At 43.7% G+C, this 25313-nt stretch carries 21 protein-coding genes and 1 riboswitch; of the genes, 12 read left to right on the top strand and 9 right to left on the bottom strand.

Translation table 11 applies throughout. The annotated features are described in order from the left end of the window. Nucleotides 1–63: 63 nt before the first annotated feature. The gene (gene rpsU, locus PROVALCAL_RS10285; RefSeq protein WP_001144069.1) at nt 64–279 is read right to left on the bottom strand and encodes a 30S ribosomal protein S21; all 216 of its coding nucleotides are present in this window, start codon (nt 277–279) and stop codon (nt 64–66) included. A 352-nt stretch (nt 280–631) separates the two neighbouring features. On the opposite strand from rpsU, the gene tsaD reads away from it, so the two are divergent. Next, on the top strand, nt 632–1651 hold the full coding sequence (tsaD, locus tag PROVALCAL_RS10290) for a tRNA (adenosine(37)-N6)-threonylcarbamoyltransferase complex transferase subunit TsaD (protein ID WP_006659182.1): 1020 nt from the start codon (nt 632–634) through the stop codon (nt 1649–1651). A 69-nt stretch (nt 1652–1720) separates the two neighbouring features. Here tsaD and PROVALCAL_RS10295 read toward each other — a convergent pair whose 3' ends face one another. Both PROVALCAL_RS10295 and plsY read right to left on the bottom strand, forming a co-directional pair. Then, nucleotides 1721–3253 carry a methyl-accepting chemotaxis protein gene (locus PROVALCAL_RS10295; RefSeq protein WP_006659183.1) on the bottom strand — a complete coding sequence of 511 codons (1533 nt, stop codon included), beginning with the start codon at nt 3251–3253 and terminating at the stop codon, nt 1721–1723. 295 nt (nt 3254–3548) lie between these two features. Beyond that, complete coding sequence (plsY, locus tag PROVALCAL_RS10300) at nt 3549–4202, bottom strand: glycerol-3-phosphate 1-O-acyltransferase PlsY (RefSeq protein ID WP_006659184.1); 654 nt, start codon at nt 4200–4202, stop codon at nt 3549–3551. A 115-nt stretch (nt 4203–4317) separates the two neighbouring features. Between plsY and folB the strand changes: the two genes are divergently transcribed. Continuing rightward, nucleotides 4318–4677 carry a bifunctional dihydroneopterin aldolase/7,8-dihydroneopterin epimerase gene (gene folB, locus PROVALCAL_RS10305; protein ID WP_006659185.1) on the top strand — a complete coding sequence of 120 codons (360 nt, stop codon included), beginning with the start codon at nt 4318–4320 and terminating at the stop codon, nt 4675–4677. Between the two features lie 51 nt (nt 4678–4728). On the opposite strand, the gene PROVALCAL_RS10310 is transcribed toward folB, so the two are convergent. Both PROVALCAL_RS10310 and PROVALCAL_RS10315 read right to left on the bottom strand, forming a co-directional pair. Then, complete coding sequence (locus tag PROVALCAL_RS10310) at nt 4729–5970, bottom strand: multifunctional CCA addition/repair protein (RefSeq protein ID WP_006659186.1); 1242 nt, start codon at nt 5968–5970, stop codon at nt 4729–4731. 10 nt (nt 5971–5980) lie between these two features. Further along, a complete protein-coding gene (locus PROVALCAL_RS10315) occupies nt 5981–6592 on the bottom strand; it encodes a TIGR04211 family SH3 domain-containing protein (protein ID WP_006659187.1) in 612 nt (203 codons plus the stop codon). Nucleotides 6593–6872: 280 nt separating this feature from the next. Between PROVALCAL_RS10315 and PROVALCAL_RS10320 the strand changes: the two genes are divergently transcribed. The 3 genes from PROVALCAL_RS10320 (at nt 6873) to hldE (ending at nt 12213) form a co-directional block, all read left to right on the top strand. Continuing rightward, nucleotides 6873–7835, top strand: coding sequence for a CYTH domain-containing protein (locus PROVALCAL_RS10320; protein WP_006659188.1), 963 nt, complete (start codon nt 6873–6875; stop codon nt 7833–7835). Between the two features lie 11 nt (nt 7836–7846). Continuing rightward, nucleotides 7847–10690, top strand: a complete 2844-nt coding sequence (glnE, locus tag PROVALCAL_RS10325) for a bifunctional [glutamate--ammonia ligase]-adenylyl-L-tyrosine phosphorylase/[glutamate--ammonia-ligase] adenylyltransferase (protein ID WP_006659189.1) — start codon at nt 7847–7849, stop codon at nt 10688–10690. 95 nt (nt 10691–10785) lie between these two features. Beyond that, the gene (gene hldE, locus PROVALCAL_RS10330; protein ID WP_006659190.1) at nt 10786–12213 is read left to right on the top strand and encodes a bifunctional D-glycero-beta-D-manno-heptose-7-phosphate kinase/D-glycero-beta-D-manno-heptose 1-phosphate adenylyltransferase HldE; all 1428 of its coding nucleotides are present in this window, start codon (nt 10786–10788) and stop codon (nt 12211–12213) included. 88 nt (nt 12214–12301) lie between these two features. Here the strand turns inward: hldE and ubiK are convergent, their stop codons facing one another. After that, nucleotides 12302–12580 carry a ubiquinone biosynthesis accessory factor UbiK gene (gene ubiK, locus PROVALCAL_RS10335; protein WP_006662951.1) on the bottom strand — a complete coding sequence of 93 codons (279 nt, stop codon included), beginning with the start codon at nt 12578–12580 and terminating at the stop codon, nt 12302–12304. 191 nt (nt 12581–12771) lie between these two features. After that, nucleotides 12772–12939: riboswitch (FMN riboswitch) on the top strand. A gap of 154 nt (nt 12940–13093) precedes the next feature. On the opposite strand from ubiK, the gene ribB reads away from it, so the two are divergent. Beyond that, entirely contained in the window at nt 13094–13747 is a 654-nt protein-coding gene (gene ribB / locus PROVALCAL_RS10340) for a 3,4-dihydroxy-2-butanone-4-phosphate synthase (RefSeq protein ID WP_006659192.1), read from the top strand. A 170-nt stretch (nt 13748–13917) separates the two neighbouring features. Continuing rightward, nucleotides 13918–14721, top strand: coding sequence for a 4,5-DOPA-extradiol-dioxygenase (ygiD, locus tag PROVALCAL_RS10345; RefSeq protein WP_039861851.1), 804 nt, complete (start codon nt 13918–13920; stop codon nt 14719–14721). Between the two features lie 90 nt (nt 14722–14811). Here ygiD and PROVALCAL_RS10350 read toward each other — a convergent pair whose 3' ends face one another. From PROVALCAL_RS10350 to tolC, 3 genes are all read right to left on the bottom strand, one after another. Further along, complete coding sequence (locus PROVALCAL_RS10350; protein WP_006659194.1) at nt 14812–15972, bottom strand: glutathionylspermidine synthase family protein; 1161 nt, start codon at nt 15970–15972, stop codon at nt 14812–14814. A gap of 6 nt (nt 15973–15978) precedes the next feature. Then, complete coding sequence (locus tag PROVALCAL_RS10355) at nt 15979–16686, bottom strand: DUF1190 family protein (protein WP_006659195.1); 708 nt, start codon at nt 16684–16686, stop codon at nt 15979–15981. 406 nt (nt 16687–17092) lie between these two features. Continuing rightward, complete coding sequence (gene tolC, locus PROVALCAL_RS10360; RefSeq protein ID WP_006659196.1) at nt 17093–18475, bottom strand: outer membrane channel protein TolC; 1383 nt, start codon at nt 18473–18475, stop codon at nt 17093–17095. A gap of 309 nt (nt 18476–18784) precedes the next feature. On the opposite strand from tolC, the gene nudF reads away from it, so the two are divergent. The 5 genes from nudF to parC all read left to right on the top strand — a co-directional run bounded on the left by nudF (nt 18785) and on the right by parC (nt 25292). Continuing rightward, entirely contained in the window at nt 18785–19423 is a 639-nt protein-coding gene (gene nudF, locus PROVALCAL_RS10365; RefSeq protein WP_006659197.1) for an ADP-ribose diphosphatase, read from the top strand. A 133-nt stretch (nt 19424–19556) separates the two neighbouring features. Next, nucleotides 19557–20396: a 3',5'-cyclic-AMP phosphodiesterase gene (cpdA, locus tag PROVALCAL_RS10370; RefSeq protein ID WP_006659198.1), complete on the top strand. Its 840-nt coding sequence runs from the start codon at nt 19557–19559 to the stop codon at nt 20394–20396. Continuing rightward, nucleotides 20396–20986: an esterase YqiA gene (gene yqiA, locus PROVALCAL_RS10375; RefSeq protein ID WP_006659199.1), complete on the top strand. Its 591-nt coding sequence runs from the start codon at nt 20396–20398 to the stop codon at nt 20984–20986. The genes cpdA and yqiA overlap by 1 nt, the downstream gene beginning before the upstream one ends. Nucleotides 20987–21104: 118 nt before the next feature. Then, nucleotides 21105–23000: a DNA topoisomerase IV subunit B gene (gene parE / locus PROVALCAL_RS10380; protein ID WP_006659200.1), complete on the top strand. Its 1896-nt coding sequence runs from the start codon at nt 21105–21107 to the stop codon at nt 22998–23000. A 36-nt stretch (nt 23001–23036) separates the two neighbouring features. Further along, a complete protein-coding gene (gene parC, locus PROVALCAL_RS10385) occupies nt 23037–25292 on the top strand; it encodes a DNA topoisomerase IV subunit A (protein WP_006659201.1) in 2256 nt (751 codons plus the stop codon). The last annotated feature ends 21 nt before the right edge of the window (nt 25293–25313 follow it).

Here is a 25313-nt window from a genome sequence, read left to right on the forward strand (position 1 = left end):
AGCACGGCCTTTAACTGCTAACTACTACTTGTCTGCGTTGGTTGCGATGAGAATCGCAATCAATTAGTACAGACGAGTACGGCGTGCGTTTTCGCGAGCCAGTTTTTTAGCGTGACGCTTTACCGCTGATGCTTTAGCGCGTTTACGTTCAGTCGTTGGTTTTTCATAGAATTCACGACGACGAACTTCAGCTAAAACTCCTGCTTTTTCACAAGAACGTTTGAAACGACGCAGTGCTACGTCGAATGGCTCGTTTTCACGTACTTTAATTACCGGCATGTGCCTCTCACCTCAATAGAAATCGGTTTGTTGCTGGTTTTTGTTCACCAGCCATCATTTAAAATGGTGCGGAATTTTACTTCAATGAGTACGGGTTTGTAAAGTGCCGTATAAAATTGAATCACACAAGATTGCCTGTTTTCGTCCCAGCTTTAATAAATAAAGTGAGAAAAACCAGATAATAATGAGAATTTGCCACACGAAATTTTTATTACAGGGTCTGATTATAGACTATACAACTAAGAAAGTCAGCCTTTTGCTGGGATTAATTGCGTGTTTTCATGACATTTATTGCGCGATGACGCAAATTTAGTGATAGACTTGCCTCCATGCAACAAACAAGGGTAGTGCAATGCGTGTTTTAGGTATTGAAACATCTTGCGATGAAACCGGAATCGCAATTTATGATGATGAGCTGGGTCTACTCGCGAACCAGTTATACAGCCAAATTAAAGTACATGCTGATTACGGTGGCGTCGTACCCGAATTAGCATCTCGTGACCATATCCGTAAAACAGTGCCGCTGATTCAAGCTGCGCTAAAAGAAGCCAATTTAACTCGTGAAGATATCGATGCTGTTGCGTATACCGCAGGGCCTGGTTTAGTAGGCGCTCTGATGGTCGGTGCGACAGTGGGTCGTGCGTTAGCGTTTGCATGGAACGTACCGGCAGTCGCAGTGCATCACATGGAAGGGCATTTGCTCGCACCTATGCTGGAAGAGAAAAGTCCAGAGTTCCCATTTGTGGCGCTGTTGGTTTCTGGTGGTCATACCCAGCTAATTAGCGTAACAGGTATTGGCGAATATGAGCTTCTCGGTGAGTCTATTGATGATGCCGCGGGCGAGGCATTCGATAAAACGGCGAAATTGCTTGGTTTAGATTATCCCGGTGGACCTGTTTTATCTCGTATGGCACAGCAAGGGGTTGCTGGACGTTTTGTTTTTCCTCGTCCAATGACCGATCGCCCTGGGTTAGATTTTAGCTTTTCAGGCTTAAAGACATTTGCCGCGAATACGATTCGTGAAAATGATGATGATGACCAAACTCGTGCGGATATTGCTCGCGCGTTTGAGGATGCAGTCGTCGATACATTAGCTATCAAATGTAAACGTGCACTTGAACAAACTGGGTTTAAACGTTTGGTCATGGCGGGCGGCGTGAGCGCTAATCGTGCATTACGAGCTAAAATGGAAGACGTTTTGAAGCAGCGCGGTGGCGAAGTCTTCTATGCACGCCCTGAATTTTGTACCGATAACGGTGCCATGATTGCATTAGCAGGATTGATTCGCCTAAAAGGTGGGGCAAATGCAGGTTTAGGCGTGACGGTTCGTCCTCGCTGGCCTCTTGCAGAACTTCCACCGTTAGAAAAATAACGTCATATTTTAATGCGATAGTAGGGGCTGGCGTATTGCGTCAGCCCCTATTTTTTATGCAAAAGCGTTTTAATGTAAAATAGTGACCGCATCTTCCAAACGAATGGAACGATCTTTTACATGGCTTGCTGTTTCAGTACTTTGCTCGACTAATAAGCTACTTTGCTGAGTAATCGATTCCAGCTCACTGACCGCTTGCGTGATATCGGAGATCCCAGACGCTTGCTCTGTTGTCGCATGGCTGATGTGTGTGATCAGTTGGGTGACGTTTTGTACTTGACCCACGATCTCTTTCATCGTGTTGCCCGCCGCATAGACTTGATCCTTACCTGAGCTGACTTTTTTCTCACAGTTGTTAATCAATTCGCGAATATCGTTTACTGCGCTGGCACTACGGCTGGCTAAGCTACGAACTTCATTGGCAACAACGGCAAAACCTTTCCCTTGCTCACCTGCTCTTGCAGCTTCAACCGCAGCATTTAATGCCAAAATATTGGTTTGGAATGCAATGTCTTTAATCACATCCGTGATGGAGTTTATCTTACTGGTACTGTGTACAATTTCATCCATCGTCATGACGACGGCATCCATCATCGCACCGCCATTAACGGCTGTTTCACTGGTTTCATTCGATAAAACATCCGCTTTATGGGTGTTGTCTGCGTTCATTTTGACCGAAACCGCCATTTGATTCATGGTGGCGGCGGTTTGTTGCATATAGCCCACGGTGCGTTGTGTATGGGTATCTAATTCACTGCAACCACTAACCAATGACTCACTTCCTTTGCGAACATTATCGACTTGTTCTGAGACATCATTGATTAGCCAACGACACACTAAGCCTAGCTGACCTATTGAGCGCAGAATTTGCCCGATTTCATCAACGCGGCTCATGTGAGTAATACTATTACGATTGCCCCTTGCTACGCTGAGTGCTTGGGACATGATATTTTCAAGTGGGTTGGCAAAGCTGCGTTCGAGTACCACATTACCCAGCAGTAGGGTGATAAAAGTGAACAAACTGGAAAGAAGCAGCGCATTGCCTGATAAGCCCGATAAACCTGCCATCACCATCCACAATGCGAATAAGCTGGCAGAAATAAGTCGGCAGCGCCAACGGACAGACAGTGTTGATAGCGAGAATCGACGGCGTTTGGGTAGCACGATCCCCTTATAAATACGGCGATTACTACGATTTTCAACGAGTGATTTGTAAAGCGGCTCGACTGCGGCAATTTCATCGCGTGTGGCTCGTAGCCGAATAGACATATAGCCAGTGATCACGCCTTTTCGTTGCATAGGAATAATATTGGCACGAACCCAGTAATGGTCGCCATTTTTACGGCGATTTTTAACTATTCCAGTCCATGGTTCACCCATTTTTAAGGTTCGCCACATGTCGGCAAATGCTTCTTTTGGCATGTCAGGGTGGCGAATAATATTGTGAGGCTGTCCCATTAATTCATCGAGGTCATACCCACTCACCTGCACAAAGAAATCATTAGCATGAATAATATTCCCTTGAAGGTCACTTGTGGTCATCAGGGTTATATCTTCATCTAAGATATGTTCATTTTGAGTTACATAAGGAGTTCTGCTCATTTTATATTCACTTTTATAGTTAAGTTTTCCTTTATATAGTCGACAGTTTTTAATTATTCATTAGTAATAAATTTGCAATCTTTTAACTATTTTTTAAAAGTGTGCGCTAAGTTATACGTAGGTGTAAATACGTACAAAAATAAGTGAGATTTTGTGAGTGAGCGAAGTAAAAAATCGGGGAAATTTTTGATAATAGAGTGGATTTTGGCTGAATGTAAAAGGCGGGTTAGTCACAACAAAAAAGGCTAAAAATTAGCCCTTATTGTTGGTGATTTTTATAGCTCATGTTTAGTGATTATTCATCATGATCGTCACGTTGTTCTTGAGCAATCTCTTTGGCGGTCTTTTGTTTTTTGTTTTTCAGTTTTTGCCAAATCCGGCTCTCTTGCCCACGCCATAAGCGTTGGATATTTGCATGATGACGGACTAACACTAAGCACGAGAGCATGGCTACAGGGAACGTGAATTCTGGCTTAAACCACCAGACATAGAAGGGGGCGAGTAGTGCACTAACAATCGCACCGAGTGACGAGTATCCGCTAAGTAATACGGTGAGCAGCCATGTTCCCGCGACTAACCCAGAGAGATCCCAGCCAATAGCGGCAATAGAACCAAATGCGGTGGCAACGCCTTTTCCGCCTTTAAAGTGGAAGAAAACGGGATAAATATGTCCAAGGCAGGCTGCAATCGCGACCAAGCCAAGATAGAATGGTTGCACATTTAAATAATAAGCAAGCCATACAGGGATCATCCCTTTCAGTACGTCACAGATCAGTACTGAGGCTGCGGCGGCTTTACCACCGACGCGTAAGACGTTAGTTGCACCGGGGTTACCCGAGCCGTGTTGACGGGGATCGGGTAATCTTGCCAGACGGCAGATCAAGATAGCACTCGATATTGATCCGCAGAGATAGGCGAAAATTATCATGCCAAGCGCGATTGCACTCATAACTAACTCCAAAAACGGTTTAAGCTATTTATATGTAATTCACTTCAGTCTTGGATAATACGCACATTTTTCCTGAAGTGGTATCAATTCAGCACATAAACGAGAAAATGACGTGATGGATATCGTATTTATTGAACAATTATCAGTCATCACCACCATTGGTGTATATGACTGGGAACAAGATATAGAACAAAAACTTTTGCTCGATATCGAAATGGGATGGGACAATAAACAGGCCGCGATGAGCGATAATGTTGAATTGTGCTTGAATTACGCAGATGTTAGCGAACGCATTGTTAGCTATTTAGAACAGAATAAGTTTGGATTAGTTGAACGAGTTGCTGAAGAGGTTGCTCAACTTCTGCTGAATGAATTTTTCACGCCTTGGGTACGTATCCGAGTATCTAAGCCAGGGGCTGTTGCTCGTGCTGCTAACATGGGCGTACTGATTGAGCGTGGTACAAAAACCAGCTAATGGGGATTGCCTCGTGGATATTGGCGGTCAGTACCGCCAATATTTTTCATTTTATCTTTGAACCATAACCTGTTGGTTTTTTATCCACTCTTCAACGGCGTGAATCCGCTGTTTTGTGAGTTCCTCTCGAATTTGCGCGCCTTGAAAACCTTGCTCAATAATTGATTTGACAGCAACCGCTTTGGCAACCTCATAGGATTGGCGTAAATATATCCCTTGGGGATAGGCTTGTGTTTCTAATCCACCTCGACCTCTGGCGTCGGCTTCGCTCACCAAGCCGAGCTGTAAAATACGTTCAGGCTTACGCCAGCTATCTAATCCATCGAACATACCAACGAGATCGCACGCATTAAGCTTATTAATTACATGGATCATATCGTGATATTTTGCAGCTAAGCAGGCGAGATCTTTGGTGCTACTCGGAATTTTGTAGCGTTCGCATAAATCGATGATCAAAGGGATCCCTGCTTCACCATGTTGTGGATGGCTTGGCCAAACGGCTTTAGGCGTTAGGCCTTTCCCCAGGTCGTGGCATAGTGCAGCAAAACGAACGTCAATATCTTTCGATAACGTTGCCACAACACGCATCACCATCAAAATATGGATGCCAGTATCCACTTCAGGGTGCCACTTTTCAGGGGCTGGAACGCCAAATAAGTTATCAATTTCAGGGAATAGGATGGCAAGAGCCCCACACTCGCGTAAAACCTCGAAATAGATTTGTGGCGAATTGGACATGAGCGCTTTGTGTGTTTCCGTCCAAACTCGCTCAGGCGTAAGATGAGAGAGCTCACCGGATTCAGACATGGATTGCATCAGAAACATCGTTTCAGGAGCAATTCGAAAGCCTTGTGCATAATAGCGAGCGGCAAAGCGTGCTACGCGTAAAACGCGCAGAGGGTCTTCTAAAAACGCATCAGAAACATGGCGAAGAACACGGTTTTTGAGGTCGCGTACGCCATGATGAGGGTCGATTAGTTCTCCAGTGTCGCTCTGAGCAATGGCATTAATGGTCAAATCACGGCGTAGAAGGTCATCTTCGATGGTGACATCGGGCGCGCTATAACAGCTAAATCCAGTATAGCCAGAACCGATTTTTCGTTCAGTTCTGGCAAGGGCATATTCTTCATGGGTTTTGGGATGTAAAAAGACAGGAAAGTCTTTACCAACTTGTTGAAAACCTTTGGCTAGCATCGCCTCTGGCGTAGTACCTACCACCACATAATCTCTATCTGAGATAGGTAATCCCAGTAGTTTGTCGCGTACCGCACCACCGACGAGATAGACTTTCATTTAAATTCTCTTACATCCAGCCATCATTACGTTTTTTACGACGAGGAATAATGTGCGGCAGCAGCAAACCTAGAATTAAGCCCGCACCAGCAACGCCACCACCATACATAAACCACTGTAAAATCAATTCGCGGCGACGGTCATCCAGACTCACTTCAGCAATATCTAATTTCTTACCTGCCTTGATAAGCTCATTTTTCAGTTTTTCATTTTCAGCTTTTAACTGACGAACTTCGCTATCATTATCCGCCACTTTTTGCTGCATGTCTGCGGTGCGGGTATTCCAAGTATTATCAATATTATCTAATTGTTGGCGTAACTTTTGGTTCTCAGCTTCTAGCTGAGGAATACGGCTTTTCATACTCGGGATGTCACTGAGTTGATCTGTAGGTATCCAAACCGTTCTGCCTTTGCCATCTTTAATTTGGGCAAATTTATTATCAACTGAAATCAGTTCAACAGATTCACCTGCATTCAGCGAGCCAACAATACGGTAGTTGGTGCCTGGACCACTACGGACATAAGTCGATAAATCTTCAGAAACGTAGCGTGTTTCAGCGTTTGCTGTGATTGAAAGGCCTAACCCCATGATTGAGACAAATAAAAGTGGAATTTTTCGCATAGTGTTGTGATCTTTTTAGGGTGAATGAGTGTCTTATTAATTAAATATTAATAAGTAAAGCCTATTGGTGCAAACGTTAAAGCTTAGAGTTGTGTAAATGTTGAATAAGAATGAGAACCTTCCTAAGTCACTGGATAATTCAATTTTTCAGTGCGTTATCGAAATAACTCTCTAAAAGGGAGGGATTGCATGGAATTTTTGGTTTCTGTGCGGTTTCTTTTCTCTGCTATCAGGGATTGGGGTAATATGGATGCAGTGAAATTATTAAATAAGGAAATGTATGAACCACATAGAAGTTGAACTCAAGTTAGCGGCTCAGAGTTCTGCTATTGATGCTGTTCGCCAGTGTATTTCAACACTTTCACCTCAGCATTTTGCCCCTCGCAAACTGACCAATATCTATTTTGACACACAGACAAGACAGCTTCGTCAATGGGATATGGGGCTACGGATCCGTGGTTGTGATGGTCATTATGAAATGACGATTAAAACGGCAGGTCAAGTGATCAGTGGGTTACACCAGCGCCCAGAATACAATGTGGAAATCGATTCTCCTGAAATCAACCTCTCTGCATTTCCCGCTGAGATTTGGCCGGAAGGCACCGATTTGGCGCAGCTTGAATCAGAGCTAGAAGTTTTGTTTAGTACAAACTTTACTCGTGAAAAGTGGTTAGTGAAGTTTGAAGATAGCGAGATTGAAATTGTATTTGATCAAGGAGAAGTTTCAGCAGGGGCTAAAGATATCCCGATTCAAGAGTTTGAATTGGAACTAAAACAAGGTTTTGTGGCGGATGTGCTTAATTTGGCGAAAAAATTCGCTGATATCGATGGTCTTAGTCTTTCGTCACTGAGCAAAGCTGCCCGTGGGTACTCCTTATTGATGAGTGAACCAGCACCGTTAGTTCGCCCTGAATCCGTGTTTGATTATGAAGAGCAACCTATTGAAAAATCATTGCTGCACATGCAGCAACTGTGCCAGCAGCATGAGCAATATTGGTTATCTGGTGGTGAACATGCTTGTCATGGATTAAGTGAATTCTTGCGCTTTGTTCAGGCATTTTTAGTGCATTATCAAAACTCGGCACCGCATTTTGTGCATGACCTTCCTCTAGAACAATTACGTTTGGATGTGACTGACGAGACGATCAGTGCAGAAGATTTTTGTTACAGTAGCCAATGGCTAAAATGTAAATTAGCCTTTATTCAGTGGTTAACCGCCTTAACATATACCGATGTCGAATAGGTACTGAATCTATGCCGCTTTCTGCCGAACTTTTGCAAGACCAACATCAACGTATTATTCGTCAATTTTCGGAGCTCTCTTCAGCATTGCTCCCATTAAGTGAAGATGAGCTGAATTTTTTAGCGTTCAGTGATTTTGCGTTGAAACAGGTTCTTACCTATTCTCGATTTTTACAACAGATTCGCACTCAACCTCCGATGGGCGATGAATGGAAATATTATGGAGACTGGCTGGAAGAAACGCTGGCAGGCGTAACTGATGAAGATCATTTGATGCAGGTTCTGCGTACTTTTCGTCATCATATGTTAGTGCGCATAGCTTGGATGCAAACGTTGGAAATCTGTTCCCAACGCGAGACGATTGTGCAACTTAGTGAACTGGCTGAAGTTTTGATCGTCTCAGCACGGGATTGGTTATATAAAACCTATTGCCAATTGTGGGGAACACCTTGTGACAGAGCTGGAAATCCCCAGCCATTATTAGTGCTGGGAATGGGAAAACTGGGTGGCAGAGAATTAAACTTTTCGTCTGATATCGACCTGATTTTTGCTTATCCAGAAAACGGTGTGACCCAAGGTGGGCGCAAAGAGCTGGATAATGCGCAATTTTTTACGCGTCTTGGACAAAAACTGATTCGAGTTCTCGACCAAGTGACCATTCATGGTTTTGTCTATCGTGTTGACATGCGTTTACGCCCTTTTGGTGACAGCGGTCCATTGGTTTTTAGTTTCTCAGCCCTAGAAGATTATTATCAAGAACAAGGTCGTGACTGGGAACGCTATGCGATGGTCAAAGCGCGTATTATGGGACCTGACAGCGTTCATTATGCCGATACGCTACGTAAATTATTACGTCCGTTTGTCTATCGCCGCTATATTGATTTCAGTGTGATTCAATCCCTGCGCAACATGAAAAACATGATTGAGCGGGAAGTTCGCCGTCGTGGATTAATCAATAACATCAAGTTAGGTGCTGGTGGTATTCGTGAGATTGAGTTTATTTCCCAAGTTTTCCAGTTGATTCGTGGTGGGAGAGAGCCCGTTTTACAGTCTCAGTCTTTGTTCGCCGCATTACAGGGGATTGAAGAACTTGAACTTTTGCCATCTCAACAAGTAATTCAGCTCCAAAACAGCTATATTTTTCTGCGCCGATTGGAGAATTTATTGCAAAGCATTGATGACCAACAAACCCAGACATTACCCGATGACGCCTTAAATCAGGCGCGTTTAACATGGGGAATGGGATTCACTAGTTGGTCTGAATTTTACCAACAGCTCAGTGCTATGATGACCTCAGTGCATCAGATATTTGCAGAGCAAATTGGCAGCGATGATGAAGAAGACCGTGCAGAAGAGTGCGATGAAGCCTACATCACGTTGTGGCAAAGTGAGCTTTCTAAAGAAGAACTTGCTAGTTATCTACCGTCAAAAGATGAATTTGTCGCTGAGAAAATGATCCACGGCATTAACCTGTTCAGACACGACCTCAATAAGCGTACCATCGGTCCCCGAGGTCGAGATGTTCTTGATGAATTAATGCCTAAATTACTGGCAAAAGTTGGGGAGCGTGAAGATGCAGGGCGAGTTATCGAGCGCATTACACCATTATTGTTAAGTATTGTTAGCCGGACAACATACTTAGAACTGATGCTCGAATTTGATGAGGTGTTAACCCACGTTATTCGACTATGTGCAGCATCCCCGATGATTGCAGAACAGCTCGCTCGTCATCCACTATTATTAGATGAATTGCTTGATCCGCAATCGCTGTATCAGCCATTACCACTGACCGCTTATCGAGATGAATTACGTCAATATCTTATGCGGGTGCCGGATGATGATGAAGAGCAACAATTAGAAGCCCTCCGCCAATTTAAACAGGCGCAATTATTGCGTATTGCTGCGGAAGATATTTCAGGGGTGCTCCCTGTCATGAAAGTGAGTGATCACTTAACGTATCTGGCTGAGGCGATTATTGATGCTGTGGTACATCAAGCTTGGCAAAAAATGGCGAAGCGTTACGGAGAACCGGCTCATCTGGCTCAGCTTGATGAAAAACAGTACGGATTCGCCGTTTTAGGCTACGGTAAATTAGGTGGATGGGAGCTGGGCTACAGTTCTGATTTAGACTTGGTTTTTCTGTTTGATTGCCCAATGAATGTGGTCACTACAGGGGATCGCTCCATTGACGCACGACAATTTTATTTGCGTGTCGCACAACGCATTATTCATCTTTTCAGTACCCGAACAGCCTCAGGGGTGCTCTATGAAGTGGACGCACGTCTTCGACCTTCCGGTGAGTCAGGGATGTTAGTCAGTACCATTCAATCTTTTGATGATTACCAAAAAAATGATGCCTGGACGTGGGAACATCAAGCGCTGATCCGCGCCCGTATGGTTTTCGGTGATAGTTCATTGCAACAGAAATTTACGCAAATCCGCCATGAAACCTTATGTTTACCACGAGAGCCCGATGTGCTGCGTGAACAAGTGCGAGATATGCGAGTGAAGATGCATCAGCATTTGGGCAGTCATCAGGAAAATGAGTTTGATTTAAAAGCTGATCCTGGTGGGATCACGGATATTGAATTTATTGCTCAATATTTAGTATTGCGTTTTGCAACAGAGAATCCGGCTTTAACCCGTTGGTCAGACAATGTACGCATCTTTGAATTAATGGCGCAGTACGATTTTATGCCAGAAGAAGAGGCTTATGGCTTAACACAAGCGTATGTGACGATGCGTAATGAATTGCACCATCTTGCATTGCAATCTTTACCAAGCCGCGTAGAGAGCCAGCAATTTGTGACTCAGCGAGCGCTGGTGTTAGCCAGTTGGCGAAAATGGCTGGAGTAATTGATTAGGTAGCAAATTATTTAGGCGATATCGTGCAATATGGTAGTATTGGCGGCAATTAATTGTAGATTTTCTTTTCATAACTGGAGTGCGGGATGAAAGTAACCCTTCCTGATTATAAGCAAGCAGGTGTACTTGTTGTTGGTGATGTAATGTTAGATCGCTACTGGCATGGACCGACTAATCGAATCTCACCTGAAGCACCGGTTCCGGTTGTTAAAGTGACCATGGTTGAAGAGCGTCCTGGTGGTGCAGCTAACGTGGCAATGAACATTGCTTCCCTTGGTGCTAACTCCCGTTTGGTTGGATTAACAGGGATTGATGATGCAGCAAAAGCGCTCACCGAGAATCTCAATGGCGTGAATGTACGCTGTGATTTCGTGGCGATCCCAACTCATCCAACCATTACTAAATTACGCGTTTTATCCCGCAACCAACAGCTTATCCGCCTCGATTTTGAAGAAGGTTTCGAAAATGTGGATGCTCAGCCAATGCTGGAACGCATCGAACAAGCGTTGCCTCACATTGGTGCGTTAGTGTTATCTGACTATGCGAAAGGGGCATTGGCAGAAGTTGAGAAGATGATTGCATTGGCGAATAAGGCTGGCGTTCCTGTTCTTATCGACCCGAAAGGTCATAATTTTGAGCGTTATCGTGGTGCGACGCTGCTAACGCCAAATATGTCTGAATTTGAAGCGATTGTTGGGCGTTGCAAAGATAATAAAGATGTGGAAGAAAAAGGGATGCAACTTCTTGAATCTCTGGAGCTATCTGCATTATTAATCACGCGTTCAGAGCAAGGAATGAGCTTGATTCGTCGTAATGAGGCTCCATTACATTTACCGACCGAAGCGCAAGAAGTGTTTGATGTTACTGGTGCGGGGGATACGGTGATTGGCGTGTTAGCGGCATCGATTGCATCAGGTCGTCCATTGCATGAAGCCTGTGCGCTAGCGAATGCGGCGGCTGGTGTTGTGGTTGGTAAATTAGGGACGTCAACAGTATCCCCGATTGAATTGGAAAATGCGATCCGTGGTCGCGCGGAAAATGGTTTCGGTGTTATGACTGAAAGCCAACTTAAGCAAGCCGTTGCCGATGCGCGTGCGCGTGGTGAGCGCGTGGTGATGACCAATGGCTGTTTCGATATTCTCCATGCGGGTCATGTTTCATATCTGGCGAATGCCCGTAAACTCGGTGATCGACTAATTGTTGCGGTAAACAGCGATGCATCGACTCGCCGCTTAAAAGGGGAGACTCGTCCAGTTAATCCATTAGACCAACGTATGATTGTGTTGGGTGCATTAGGTGCCGTGGATTGGGTTGTGCCATTCGAGGAAGATACACCGCAGCGTTTGATCTCAGAAATTCTGCCTGACATCTTAGTAAAAGGCGGGGATTATCAACCAGATGAAATTGCCGGAAGCAAGGAAGTTTGGGCTGCGGGTGGACAAGTGATGGTGCTGAATTTCGAAGATGGTATTTCAACCACCAATATCATTAAAAATATTATGAAAACCAAATAATTAAGCATTAGTTGGTATCAGTAAAAGCCTAACTTTTTGTCTGCATTTAAATGTGTACAGAAGTTAGGCTTTTTTGTTTGTGACTGAATCAATCTTCTTGTTTTTCTTCAATCACTTTTTCATCTGAGAAACGAGCTTCAAGGGCGCTGACACGCTGCTCCATTTTCATCAGTTTCTCACGAGTGCGCAATAAAACTTGTGTTTGGATATCAAACTCTTCTCGACTGACTAAATCTAATTTACCAAGCTGAGATTGCAACAGTGAACGGAGCTTTTTATCAAAGTCTTCACCTAAGTCACGCACGCCTTTCGGTAATGCACCTTGAATTTGGCGGGCAACTTGTTCAATTTTTTTCGGATCGAGCATTCGCGGGTCCTTCAGTTTCAAAATAAATAATGTGGGGTAGTGTAATACCTGCAGCGTTATGAATAAACCACCTTCTTCTATTATTATAGAAACGTGCTGTTTCATCTTGTTTTTATTGGCGAAAAGTGTGAGTAAGTCTTCAGTTTATCGTTTGTTCGTTGCGCCATTGGATTATTGGAGTTATATTAATTGCGTAATCTCAGGGCGGGGTGAAAGTCCCCACCGGCGGTAACATGCATCGCGCATGAAGCCCGCGAGCGCTTTGTTATCTTTGGCATTATTGTCATGGATAGTAAAGGTCAGCAGATCCAGTGTGAATCTGGAGCCGACGGTTATAGTCCGGATGGGAGAGAATCACTGTATCTGCATGTTTGTATCTTTTAGGTACAACACTGTTCTACATATTGAATAGCTAAACGGCTAGTAGACCGTGGTGTTTATTCATTTCTCGTACTCCTAAGACTGCCCTGGTTCTGGTAACTCAAATATTGTTAATTAAAGAAGGTTTTTACCATGAATCAGACGCTACTTTCCGAATTCGGTAATCCAACCGAGCGTGTTGAAAATGCAATCGAAGCTCTGCGCCAAGGCAAAGGCATTTTAGTTCTCGACGATGAAGATCGTGAGAATGAAGGTGACTTAGTGTTTGCAGCAGAAACCATGACCGCCGAGCAAATGGCAATGACAATTCGCTATAGCAGCGGCATTGTGTGCCTATGCATTACGGAAGAACGCCGTAAGCAGCTTGATATTCCGATGATGGTGGAAAAAAACACCAGCCAAAACCAAACGGGTTTTACGGTCACAATTGAAGCTGCGAAAGGTGTCACAACCGGCGTTTCTGCGGCAGACCGTATCACGACTATCAAAGCGGCGATTGCGGATAATGCAGTGCCTGCGGATATTAACCGCCCTGGTCACGTATTTCCATTACGTGGTCGTGAAGGTGGTGTATTAACACGTCGTGGCCATACAGAAGCCTCGATTGATTTAGCCACATTAGCCGGTTTCAAACCTGCTGGAGTACTGTGTGAGCTGACCAATGATGATGGCACAATGGCGCGTGCGCCAGATGTGGTGAAGTTTGCTCGTGAACACAACATGACAGTTGTCACCATTGAGGACTTAGCTAGCTATCGTCTTCAGTTGGAAAAAAAAGCGAGCTAATTCGCTAAGTTTTTAAAACGCTTTGCCTATAGAGTCATCGGCCACAAAGTTGCACACCTTTGTGGCCTCTTCAAATTTTTTGATGATCATTCTCATAATTCCCCCACTGTGTTTTTTATAAAAAAGGGTATGCTGATACTCATTATCCTTTTTGTGGAATTGAGGTCATCATGTCGACAAATAACCAACACTTAACCCATCGAATGCCCGCGGTATTTATCGGTCATGGTAGCCCGATGAACGCGATTAACCATAATTCGTACACTGAAGCATGGGAAAAACTGGGTAAAACTTTGCCTAGACCGCGTGCGATTTTGGTGATCTCAGCACACTGGTATACCCGTGGAACGGCGATCACGGCGATGGTTAAACCGAAAACGATCCATGATTTTGGTGGTTTCCCTGAAGCTTTATACCAAATAGAGTACCCGGCACCAGGCTCTCCTGAGCTGGCTAAACAGGTGGCTGAATTACTGTCTCCAGAGCCAATTCATCAAGATAAAGAGGAGTGGGGACTTGATCACGGCACATGGGAAATTTTAGTGCGCATGTATCCGCAAGCCGATATTCCCGTCGTGCAACTGAGTATTGATGGCACTAAGCCTGCATCGTGGCACTATGAGCTAGGTAAAAAATTAGCAGTCTTGCGAGAGCAGGGGGTTTTGATTATGGGGAGTGGTAACGTTGTCCATAATTTACGTGCAATGGATTGGCAAAATTCACATGCAGAACCTTACCCTTGGGCAATTTCGTTTGAGCAATTTGTTTATGCAAATCTGAGAAGTCATGAGCAGCCACACCCGCTGACAACAGGGTTAGAGCGTGAAGATGGTCAGTTATCAAATCCATCACCGGAACATTTTTTACCTATATTACCTATCTTAGGTACATGGGATGGTGAAGAAGTGATTAGCACGCCTGTTGAAGGAATTGTTTCGGCATCATTGAGTATGTTATCAGTACAAATCGGTTAATGAGTCGAATGGCGAAAGAAGAAAGCGGCACGAAATATTTCGTCGCCGCTTTTTGTTTATTTGATGCTGTTTTACCAAGCTAATAGTGAATTAGTCGAGGATGATGTGCGGATAGAAACGGGATAAGTCTTGAGTAATCAATTCCTTATCTTCGCGGATACAGATCCCCGCAGGCTGGTCGTTAACTAACCAGCTTCCGACCAATGTATAGCTGCCTTCAAATTTTGGCAGTGAGTAGAATTGCTGGATAATCATCCCTTCTTCACCATAAGGACCATCCGCAGAAGCGATTTCTTTGCCATTTTCGATGACGCGAATATTCGCACCTTCACGAGAAAATAGCGGTTTAATCACATAGCTTTCAAGCTCTGGTTTGTTACCATCCGCAAAGTAGGCTGGTAACAAGTTTGGATGATCAGGAAACATTTCCCATAACATTGGCAGCAACGCTTTATTGGAGATAATACTTTTCCAGGCTGGTTCTAACCAACGTACACCCGCATCTTGCAGCTTGGTTGAGAAGATTTCTCTGAGCATAAATTCCCATGGATACAGCTTGAACAGGTTACTGATGACCTGATCTTGTGTATCGGTGAATTCGCCTTTCTCGCCTAATCCGATTTCATCAATATATAGAAATTCGGTCGCTACGCCAGCTTCGTTTGCACAGTCTTGCAGATATTGCACTGTGCCACGATCTTCTTCGGTATCTTGGCAGCAAGCCATATGTAGCAAGCGGAAACCGTATTGATCTTTAAGCTCACCAAAACGCTCAATCAGCTGCTCTTGAATGCTGTTAAACTGGTCTGCATTTTCTGGCAGTTTCCCAGCTTCGATTTGGTCTTCTAACCAAATCCATTGGAAGAATGCTGATTCATACAGTGACGTTGGTGTATCTGCGTTATTTTCCAGTAATTTCGGTGGATTTACGCCATCGTAAGCTAAGTCGAGACGGGAATATAATGAAGGCTGCTCACTTTTCCACGAACTACGGACAAATTCCCAACAGTGTTTAGGAATTTGGAAGCGAGCGAGTAACTCGTCGCTTTCAACAACGCGTTCAACCACTTTTAAACACATTTGGTGAATTTCAGCGGTAGCTTCTTCAATTTCTTCAACTTGTGCTAGCGTGAATTGGTAATAGGCATCTTCAGACCAGTACGGTTCTCCGTACATAGTGTGGAAGTGAAAACCAAACTCATCCGCTTTTTCGCGCCAGTTAGGACGCTCTACAATAGGAACACGTTTCATTACTTATCAACCACCCATTGAACGGGAAGAGGATGAGCTGGATTTTGCGGACGAAGATGAACGTTGCGCTGTCGCTTGTTTGTTGACTGTATCACCGAAACCGCCACGAGTAATGGTGGAGGTAGTCGCTGGTTTTGGTGCCATAGCCGTTTTTGGTACGCTCATTGAACGACCGCCAGCAACGGCTGGACCATAACTTTTACCCGTCGCATCAACAAATTTACCATTTGCTGGGCTGGCTGGGTTTTTAGAGCTAAACAGTGGTTGAGATGGTGCGCTACCGCCCATCATACGGCCCATCATGTAGCCCATCATTAATGGCATCCACATGCTGCCACTGCTTTGTGGTTGAGCAGCTGGCTCACCGGCTGCTGGTGTGCTTGTACCTGCGATGCCTGCTTGAGCTGGTGCTTGAGTACACATCGCTTCACCGAACTCCGCAACGCAATCTTCTTGAGTGGCATATTTTGGTGCTGTTTTTGCAGCTTCGTTCAGTGCGTTATTATACGCAAGAGTACATTGCTCTGCTTGAGAGGGATTGGCTTGGCTACAGTCTTGTGCGTTGGTGTACAGAGAAACTGTTTCATCGCTCTCTTCACATGCAGACAGCATAAATACAGCACTCACTGCCACAGCAACAGGTGCTAAACGGTATGAGCGCCAAGACTTACGGAAGGCGTTCTGATTAATATTTTTGGTGCGCTTCATGGTCATGGTAATTACCTTGAATAAATAATAAGTAAGAGGTTCGAGATATTGCCTCTAGAATAGGGGATATAAGATAAAAATTAAAGTACAAATGCTGCACAAATAATGGGAAATGATGGATTTAGCGATATTGATTCCATTTTTATAGAATGTTGGTTAAATCTAACGCCAAGCAATTCTTATTTTTCTTTGATATCAATAAATTAATTATGGTGATTTTTTAATTAATGTTGCAATTAACATAAGTCAGAATTGACTGAATTTTAAGGATAGATTGAATAAATAATGCAATAAGTTATTCATTATCTAGAGAACTACAAATTTCGCGTTATTTTCAAATAAGCTCTTGGGTGATAAGGGTAAAAAAATAGCCCGCCACTGGGCGAGCTATCTAACTGACTGAACCAAATGATTATTTGATTTTTGGTGCTGTTGAGTTACGAATAATGCTATCAGGTGAGGTTTGAATCTCTTTACCTAGGCTAGCATTTAAACGAGCGATATCATCTTCGTTTAATGTGCCGCGTGCAAATTCGATATTCAGTTGGTTAATCATATAATCGTAACGAGCGTTAGACAGATTTTGCTTCGCTTGATATAGCGCAGTTGTTGCTGTTAACACATCAACGATAGTACGAGTACCCACTTGGTAGCCAGCTTCCATCGCATCTAATGAGCTCTGTGCAGACACAACAACTTGTTTATATGCGTTGATGCTACTGATTGACGACGTTACGTTGTTATAGGATGAGCGTACTAATTGGATTACGTTACGGTAAACGCTTTCTAACTGCTCACTTGCACTTTGGAAACCATATTGTGCTTGTTCAACTTGTGAGCTTACAGCACCGCCAGAATAGAGTGGGAGGCTTAATGTTAAGCCGATGCTGTTTTGACCGTTATAATTGTTGCTTGCGCCACCGGTACGATCATAACCACTGCCATGATTGTAGGTGTTTGCAACGCTAGTCGATGCATCTAATCCTACAGTTGGCATATGACCTGTTTCTGCTAAACGGATGTTTTCACGCGAAACGTCTTGTGCTAAACGTGCACTAAGAAGGCTTAAGTTACGCAGCTCTGCATCTTTTAAGATGGCTTCAACATTGTCTGGGTTTGCTGTTTTAAAACGGTCGATATTTAAAGACGCTAATTGGCTATAGTAAACACCACTAACTTGGCGAAGTTTTTCGACTGCGTTGACTAAGTCGTTGCGACCCGCAACTTCTTGTGCAATAACGCTATCATAGTTTGCTCGGGCGTTTTGCACGTCAGTGATTGCCACTAAACCAACATTAAAACGTTGAGTTGTTTGGTCTAATTGACGGTAAACAGCTTCTTTATTAGCTTGGATGTAAGATAACGCATCAATCGCTTTTAATACGTTAAAATATGCAGTTGCTGTATCTAAAATGAGCTGTTGTTGGCTTGTTTGGTAGGTAACATCAGAAATTCCAGCTGTTTTCTCTTGAATATCCAACTGACGCCATTTTGACATATCAAATACAACTTGGGTCAATTTCAATGATGCATTAAGACCAGTACTCTCAGTGTTGCTTGCATCACGGTAACCGCTGCCATAAGTTGCTCCAGCGCCTAAACCAAGTTGCGGTAACAGTGGGCTACGTGCTTGATTGATTTTTTCAAAAGCTTGATTACGTTCAGCAAATGATTTTCTGAGCTCAGGGTTACTTTCTTTGGATTTTTGGTAAACCTGAAGTAAATCTTCTGCATAACTATTAGCACTGAGACCCACAAAACTCATCGCAATAAAAAGGGGAAGCAGTTTCTTCATTTGGATTCCTTGATTAAACAGCAAATTATGTTGAGCCTGTTATCTAAAACTTATCATGTTATTGAACAATGATAGGCAGTTGGAACTCTGAAAAGAGAGACCGTTCTCAAAACAGACCCTATTGTTGCTCATAAATTTGAATAATGGCGCACATTGTAACAGAGGTGAGGCACCGATAACGGTAGCCTTTTGTGCCATTTAGTCCTAATTAGTTTAAACATTACCTCATCTAAGGTTAAAAAACCTTAAAAACTGATTTAATCCTGTCATCTTTCTTAGTATAAAAATGAAGGGATTAGGAGAATATCAATGAATAATAAAATCGAAAATCCGATTAAATACAGTAAAAATGATATTGAAATTATATCTAAGCGTAAATTATTTAACGGTTTTTTTCAAATGATTGAGTATCGATTCAAACATCGATTATTTGAAGGCGGATGGAGCAAAGAGATTGTTCGTGAAGTATTTGAAAGAGGGCATGCAGGCGCAATACTTCCTTATGATCCTCAAACGGATAATGTCGTATTAATTGAACAAATACGCTTTCCTGCATTTGAATCAAGTGAAACACCTTGGTTACTAGAGATAGTCGCGGGAATGATAGAAGAAAATGAATCCCCTGAAGACGTTGTGCGCCGCGAATCAACAGAAGAAGCGGGACTGACCATTGGACGCATCGAAAAATCAGTAAGTTATTTATCGAGCCCAGGAGGAACCAGCGAACGTATTCATGTTTTCGTTGGTGAAGTCTATAGTTCTCAAGCAAAAGGGATTCATGGTCTCGCGTCAGAAAATGAAGATATCCGCGTGCATGTGGTGAGCAGAGAGCAAGCTTATCAATGGGTTGAAGAGGGTAAAATTGACAATGCGGCGACAGTGATTGCCATTCAATGGCTACAACTTCATCACCAAAAACTGCATGAAAAATGGGTGAAACCGATTTAAATAACCACTAATCTAATGAAGTGTGTGCTGATTAGCAGATATTAAGTGAATAGTTAGGTTAAAATCAGAGACCTATGCACTTCTCGATTTAGGTGATAATACTTAGCGCTATTTTTAAGGATAAAGGAATACTTTGGACAGCCAGCTTAAAGTGACTGCTAATAACCCTAACGTTATTAGAATCTTACAAGTTACTGATACGCATCTTTTTGCTGATACGGAAAACACCCTTTTAGGGATCAATACTTACCGAAGCTATCAGGCGGTACTTGATGCGATTGCAGAACAAAACTTACCTGTCGATTTAATTGTCGCGACAGGCGACCTCGTTCAAGACCAATCCCCTAAAGCCTATCAACATTTTGCGGCTGGGATTGAGCGTATTCCTGCGCCTTGCGTGTGGCTTCCGGGCAATCACGATTACCCACCTGCAATGGTCGGAACCTTGAAAATAGCGGGAATCTCAAGTGCTAAGCAGGTTTTTATTGGTGATGACTGGCAAATTTTAATGTTAGATAGCCAATTACAAGATGTGGCGCACGGTGAGCTTTCTGAGCAGCAATTAGAGTGGATGCAGCAGTGCTTAGATGAGCAACCAACTCGCACGACACTGATTATGCTACACCATCATCCATTACCGTCAGGGTGCACGTGGCTAGATCAGCACAGTTTGCGAAATTCGCATATTTTGGCGGACTACCTCAAAAACTACCCTAATGTGAAGGCGATGTTGTGCGGGCATATTCATCAGGAAATGGATGAAAACTGGCATGGTATCCGCTTGTTAGCGACACCATCAACTTGTGTACAATTTAAACCGCACTGCACCAATTTTGCTTTAGATACTGTAGCTCCAGGCTGGCGTTATCTTGAGTTGACGGTTAATGAAAATGGGGAAAAAGTGATTGAAACCCAAGTTCATCGTCTAAATACTCAGGCGTTTAGTCCCGATTTTGATTCTGATGGTTACTAATGGCTACTTTACTGTATATTCATGGTTTTAATAGTTCGCCACTGTCTGAGAAAGCAAATAATCTTAAGCAGTGGTTGGCGGAGCATTATCCACAGATCAATATGGTAGTCCCTCAACTGCCTAATTACCCACAGGAAGCTGCCAACTTACTCGATGGTATTCTTGCAGAACACCAGCATGAAAAAGTCGGTTTAGTGGGCTCTTCATTAGGTGGTTACTTTTCGATTTATTTTTCTGAGCGCTACCAAATTCCTGCGGTATTAGTTAACCCAGCAGTGCGCCCGTTTGATTTGCTTAATGATTATCTTGGGGAAAATACCAATCCGTATACCCACGAAACATATTTGCTCGAACCTAAGCACATGGACGAATTGAAGGCTTTGCATCTTGAAAAGATACAGTCACCAAGCTTACTTTGGTTATTGCAGCAAATGGGGGATGAGGTACTTGATTATCGCCAAGCCGTTGCCTATCTTTCAGAGTGTAAGCAAACGGTGGAACCGGATGGGGATCATGCATTTGTAGGATTTGAACGCTATTTCCCGCAGATCATTCGCTTTTTGTCTCTGGTTGATAACGCAGAGAAATAGTGCGAAAACGCCAATACACTGTTATTATCAACAGTAACTCACTGATTGAACATACCCAATCACCTTGAATTATTTAGGATATAGTTCAATTAATCACCTATTACCGCAGAATGACAACATGACTCAATCTAGTTATAACGCAGAGGACATTGAAGTTCTCAGTGGTTTGGAGCCTGTTCGCCGTCGTCCTGGCATGTATACCGACACCAGCCGACCGAACCATTTGGCTCAAGAAGTAATTGATAACAGTGTCGATGAAGCTTTAGCAGGGCACGCAGGACACATCCAAGTGATTTTATACCCAGATCAATCCCTCGAAGTGATTGATGATGGGCGAGGTATGCCTGTTGATATCCACCCGGAAATGAAGGTATCTGCCGTTGAGTTAATTTTAGGGCAGCTTCATGCGGGGGGGAAATTCTCCAACAAAAACTATCAGTTTTCAGGTGGCTTGCACGGTGTAGGTATCTCCGTGGTCAATGCGTTATCAAAACGTATTGAAGTGACTGTGCGCCGTGATGGTCAGGTTTATCAGATTGCGTTTGAAAATGGCGACAAAGTTGAAGATTTACAAGTCATTGGCACTTGTGGCAAACGTAATACCGGAACCAGTGTTCATTTTTGGCCAGATGAAAGCTATTTTGATAGCCCACGTTTTTCTGTTTCTCGTTTAACCCATAATTTAAAAGCAAAAGCTGTTTTATGCCCTGGCGTACAAATTACGTTTAAGGATCTGCTCAATGATACTGAGCAAAGCTGGTGCTATAGCGACGGGTTGACTGACTATTTAATGGAGTCAGTGGATGGTTTTGAAGCTTTGCCTGCAAAACCATTTACAGGTGAATTTTCTGCTGAAGTTGAAGCGGCACAATGGGCACTATTATGGTTACCAGAGGGCGGCGAACTCCTAACAGAAAGCTATGTTAACTTGATTCCAACAGCGCAAGGCGGTACCCACGTTAATGGTTTACGCCAAGGCTTATTAGATGCAATGCGTGAGTTCTGTGAATTCCGCAATATTCTGCCGCGTGGCGTGAAATTATCTGCGGATGATATTTGGGATCGTTGCGCCTATGTTTTATCTGTAAAAATGCAAGATCCACAATTTGCGGGGCAGACCAAAGAACGTCTTTCTTCCCGCCAATGTGCCGCGTTTGTTTCCGGTGTGGTGAAAGATGCTTTTAGTTTATGGCTCAACCAAAATGTCCAAGTTGCAGAACAACTGGCGGAAATGGCCATCTCAAGTGCTCAACGTCGCCTTCGCGCATCAAAAAAAGTGGTGCGTAAGAAACTCACGAGTGGTCCGGCTTTACCGGGTAAATTAGCAGATTGCAGCTCTCAAGATTTGTCGATGACCGAATTGTTCTTGGTGGAAGGGGACTCGGCGGGTGGATCAGCAAAACAAGCCCGTGATCGTGAATATCAAGCGATCATGCCTCTACGTGGTAAGATCCTCAATACTTGGGAAGTTTCTTCGGATGAAGTCTTAGCTTCCCAAGAGGTACACGATATTTCCGTGGCAATTGGTATGGATCCGGATAGCGAAGATATCTCGCAGCTGCGTTACGGAAAAGTGTGTATCCTTGCGGATGCGGACTCCGATGGACTGCACATTGCTACATTGTTGTGCGCCTTGTTTGTGCGCCATTTCCCTAAATTGGTCAAAGAGGGGCATGTTTATATGGCAATGCCACCACTATATCGTATTGATTTAGGTAAAGAGACTTACTACGCACTCGATGAAAGCGAAAAAAATGCGGTCCTAGATAGATTAAGCCGTAAAAAAGGTAAACCAAACGTCCAGCGCTTTAAAGGACTGGGTGAAATGAACCCGCCGCAATTGCGTGAAACGACGTTAGATCCAAATACTCGCCGCCTCGTTCAGTTAACTATCGATGATGATAATTACACAGAAACCATGTCGAAGATGGACATGCTTCTGGCTAAAAAACGCTCGGAAGATCGTCGTAACTGGCTGCAAGAAAAAGGCGATACGGCAGAAATTGAGGTCTGATCATAATCGGATGAATAAGAGTAAGGAACGTATTGAATGAGTGAAATTACTCATGACGGTGTGGAGCGTTTACCGCTTCATGCCTTTACTGAAAACGCCTATCTGAACTACTCGATGTACGTCATCATGGATAGAGCGTTGCCATTTATCGGCGATGGACTTAAACCAGTTCAGCGCCGAATTGTCTATGCCATGTCCGAGTTAGGGCTGAGCAATACGGCAAAATATAAAAAATCTGCAAGAACCGTTGGTGACGTATTAGGTAAATATCATCCACATGGTGATAGCGCCTGTTATGAAGCGATGGTGTTAATGGCGCAGCCATTCTCCTACCGTTATCCTTTGGTTGACGGCCAAGGAAACTGGGGGGCTCCGGATGACCCGAAATCCTTCGCAGCGATGCGTTATACCGAATCTCGTCTATCAAAATATGCAGAAGTTCTGTTAAGCGAATTAGGTCACGGTACTGTTGATTGGGTACCTAACTTTGACGGCACATTAAATGAGCCGAAAATGTTGCCTGCCCGTCTGCCAAATATTTTATTAAATGGTACCACGGGGATCGCCGTCGGTATGGCGACGGATATTCCACCACATAATGCCCGCGAAGTGGCAAGTGCACTGGTGGCACTACTCGAAAAACCGAAATTAAACCTTGATGAGATCATGCAGTTTATTCCGGGTCCTGACTTCCCGACAGAAGCTGAAATTATCTCGTCACCAGAAGATATTCGTAAAGTTTATCAAAATGGTCGTGGCTCAGTACGTATGCGCGCCGTGTGGGAAAAAGAAGAGGGTAATGCGGTGATCACCGCACTGCCTCATCAAGTTTCTGGGGCGAAAATTTTGGAGCAGATCGCCAACCAAATGCGTGCGAAAAAGCTGCCAATGGTGGAAGATCTACGTGATGAATCGGATCACGAAAACCCAACTCGTTTAGTGATCGTGCCACGCAGTAACCGTGTGGATCTTGAGCAAGTGATGACTCACTTGTTTGCAACGACGGATCTCGAAAGAAGTTACCGTGTTAACTTAAACATGATTGGTTTAGATAACCGTCCGGCAGTGAAAGGGCTGGTGGAGATCCTCAACGAGTGGATCATCTATCGCCGCCAAACGGTACGTAATCGCTTAAACCACCGTTTAGAAAAAGTATTAAGACGCTTGCATATTCTGGATGGCTTACTCATCGCGTATTTGAATATCGATGAAGTGATTGAAATTATTCGTAATGAAGATGAGCCAAAAGCGGTTCTCATGTCGCGTTTTAATATTAGCGATACGCAAGCCGAAGCAATTTTAGAATTAAAACTGCGTCACTTAGCGAAACTCGAAGAGATGAAAATTCGCGGTGAACAGGATGAATTAGCCAAGGAGCGCGATGAGTTACAAGCTATTTTAGGCTCTGAAGCACGTTTGAATACCTTGATTAAAAAGGAAATTCAAGCGGATGCTAAAGCGTATGGTGATGATCGCCGTTCGCCATTACAGGAGCGTGAAGAAGCAAAAGCACTGAGTGAGCATGAGATTTTACCTTCGGAACCGATTACTGTTGTCTTGTCTGATATGGGCTGGGTGCGTAGTGCGAAAGGGCATGATATCGAACCAAGCAACCTTAGCTACAAAGCGGGTGATAGCTTCAAGGGGGCTGCACGAGGTAAGTCTAATCAAGCGGCAGTATTCCTTGATAGCACCGGGCGTAGTTACTCAATAGATCCGTTGGAATTGCCTTCTGCGCGTAGCCAAGGTGAGCCACTTACGGGTAAATTGACATTACCGCCGGGTGCGACGATTGAGCATGTGCTGATGGCGCCGGAAGAGCAGAAATACTTAATGGCATCTGATGCGGGTTATGGTTTTATTTGCACCTTTAATGATTTGGTGACGAAGAATAAAACTGGTAAGGCGTTGATGTCACTACCTGAAAATGCAAAAGTAATGGCGCCAATTGAGCTAAATAACGAAAAAGAAGATTTGTTATTAGCCATCACGAAAGCGGGTCGTATGTTATTATTCCCGGTGTCTGACCTCCCACAATTATCCAAAGGGAAAGGGAATAAGATTATTAATATCACTGGCGCACAAGCGGCAAGTGGTGAAGATCTGCTAGTTTGGTTAATGGTAATACCGCCACAAGCCTCTATCACGCTCTATTTTGGTAAGCGTAAACTGAAATTTAAATCAGAAGACTTACAAAAATACCGTGCGGAGCGTGGACGTAAAGGAACCTCTTTACCTCGCGGTTTACATAACATTGAACGTATTGATGTCGATTCTGTGAATGCAGAATAAAAATAAAAGATAATTCAAGGG

The organism is Providencia alcalifaciens DSM 30120, assembly GCF_000173415.1.
In the GTDB taxonomy this organism is placed as follows: Bacteria; Pseudomonadota; Gammaproteobacteria; order Enterobacterales; family Enterobacteriaceae; genus Providencia; species Providencia alcalifaciens.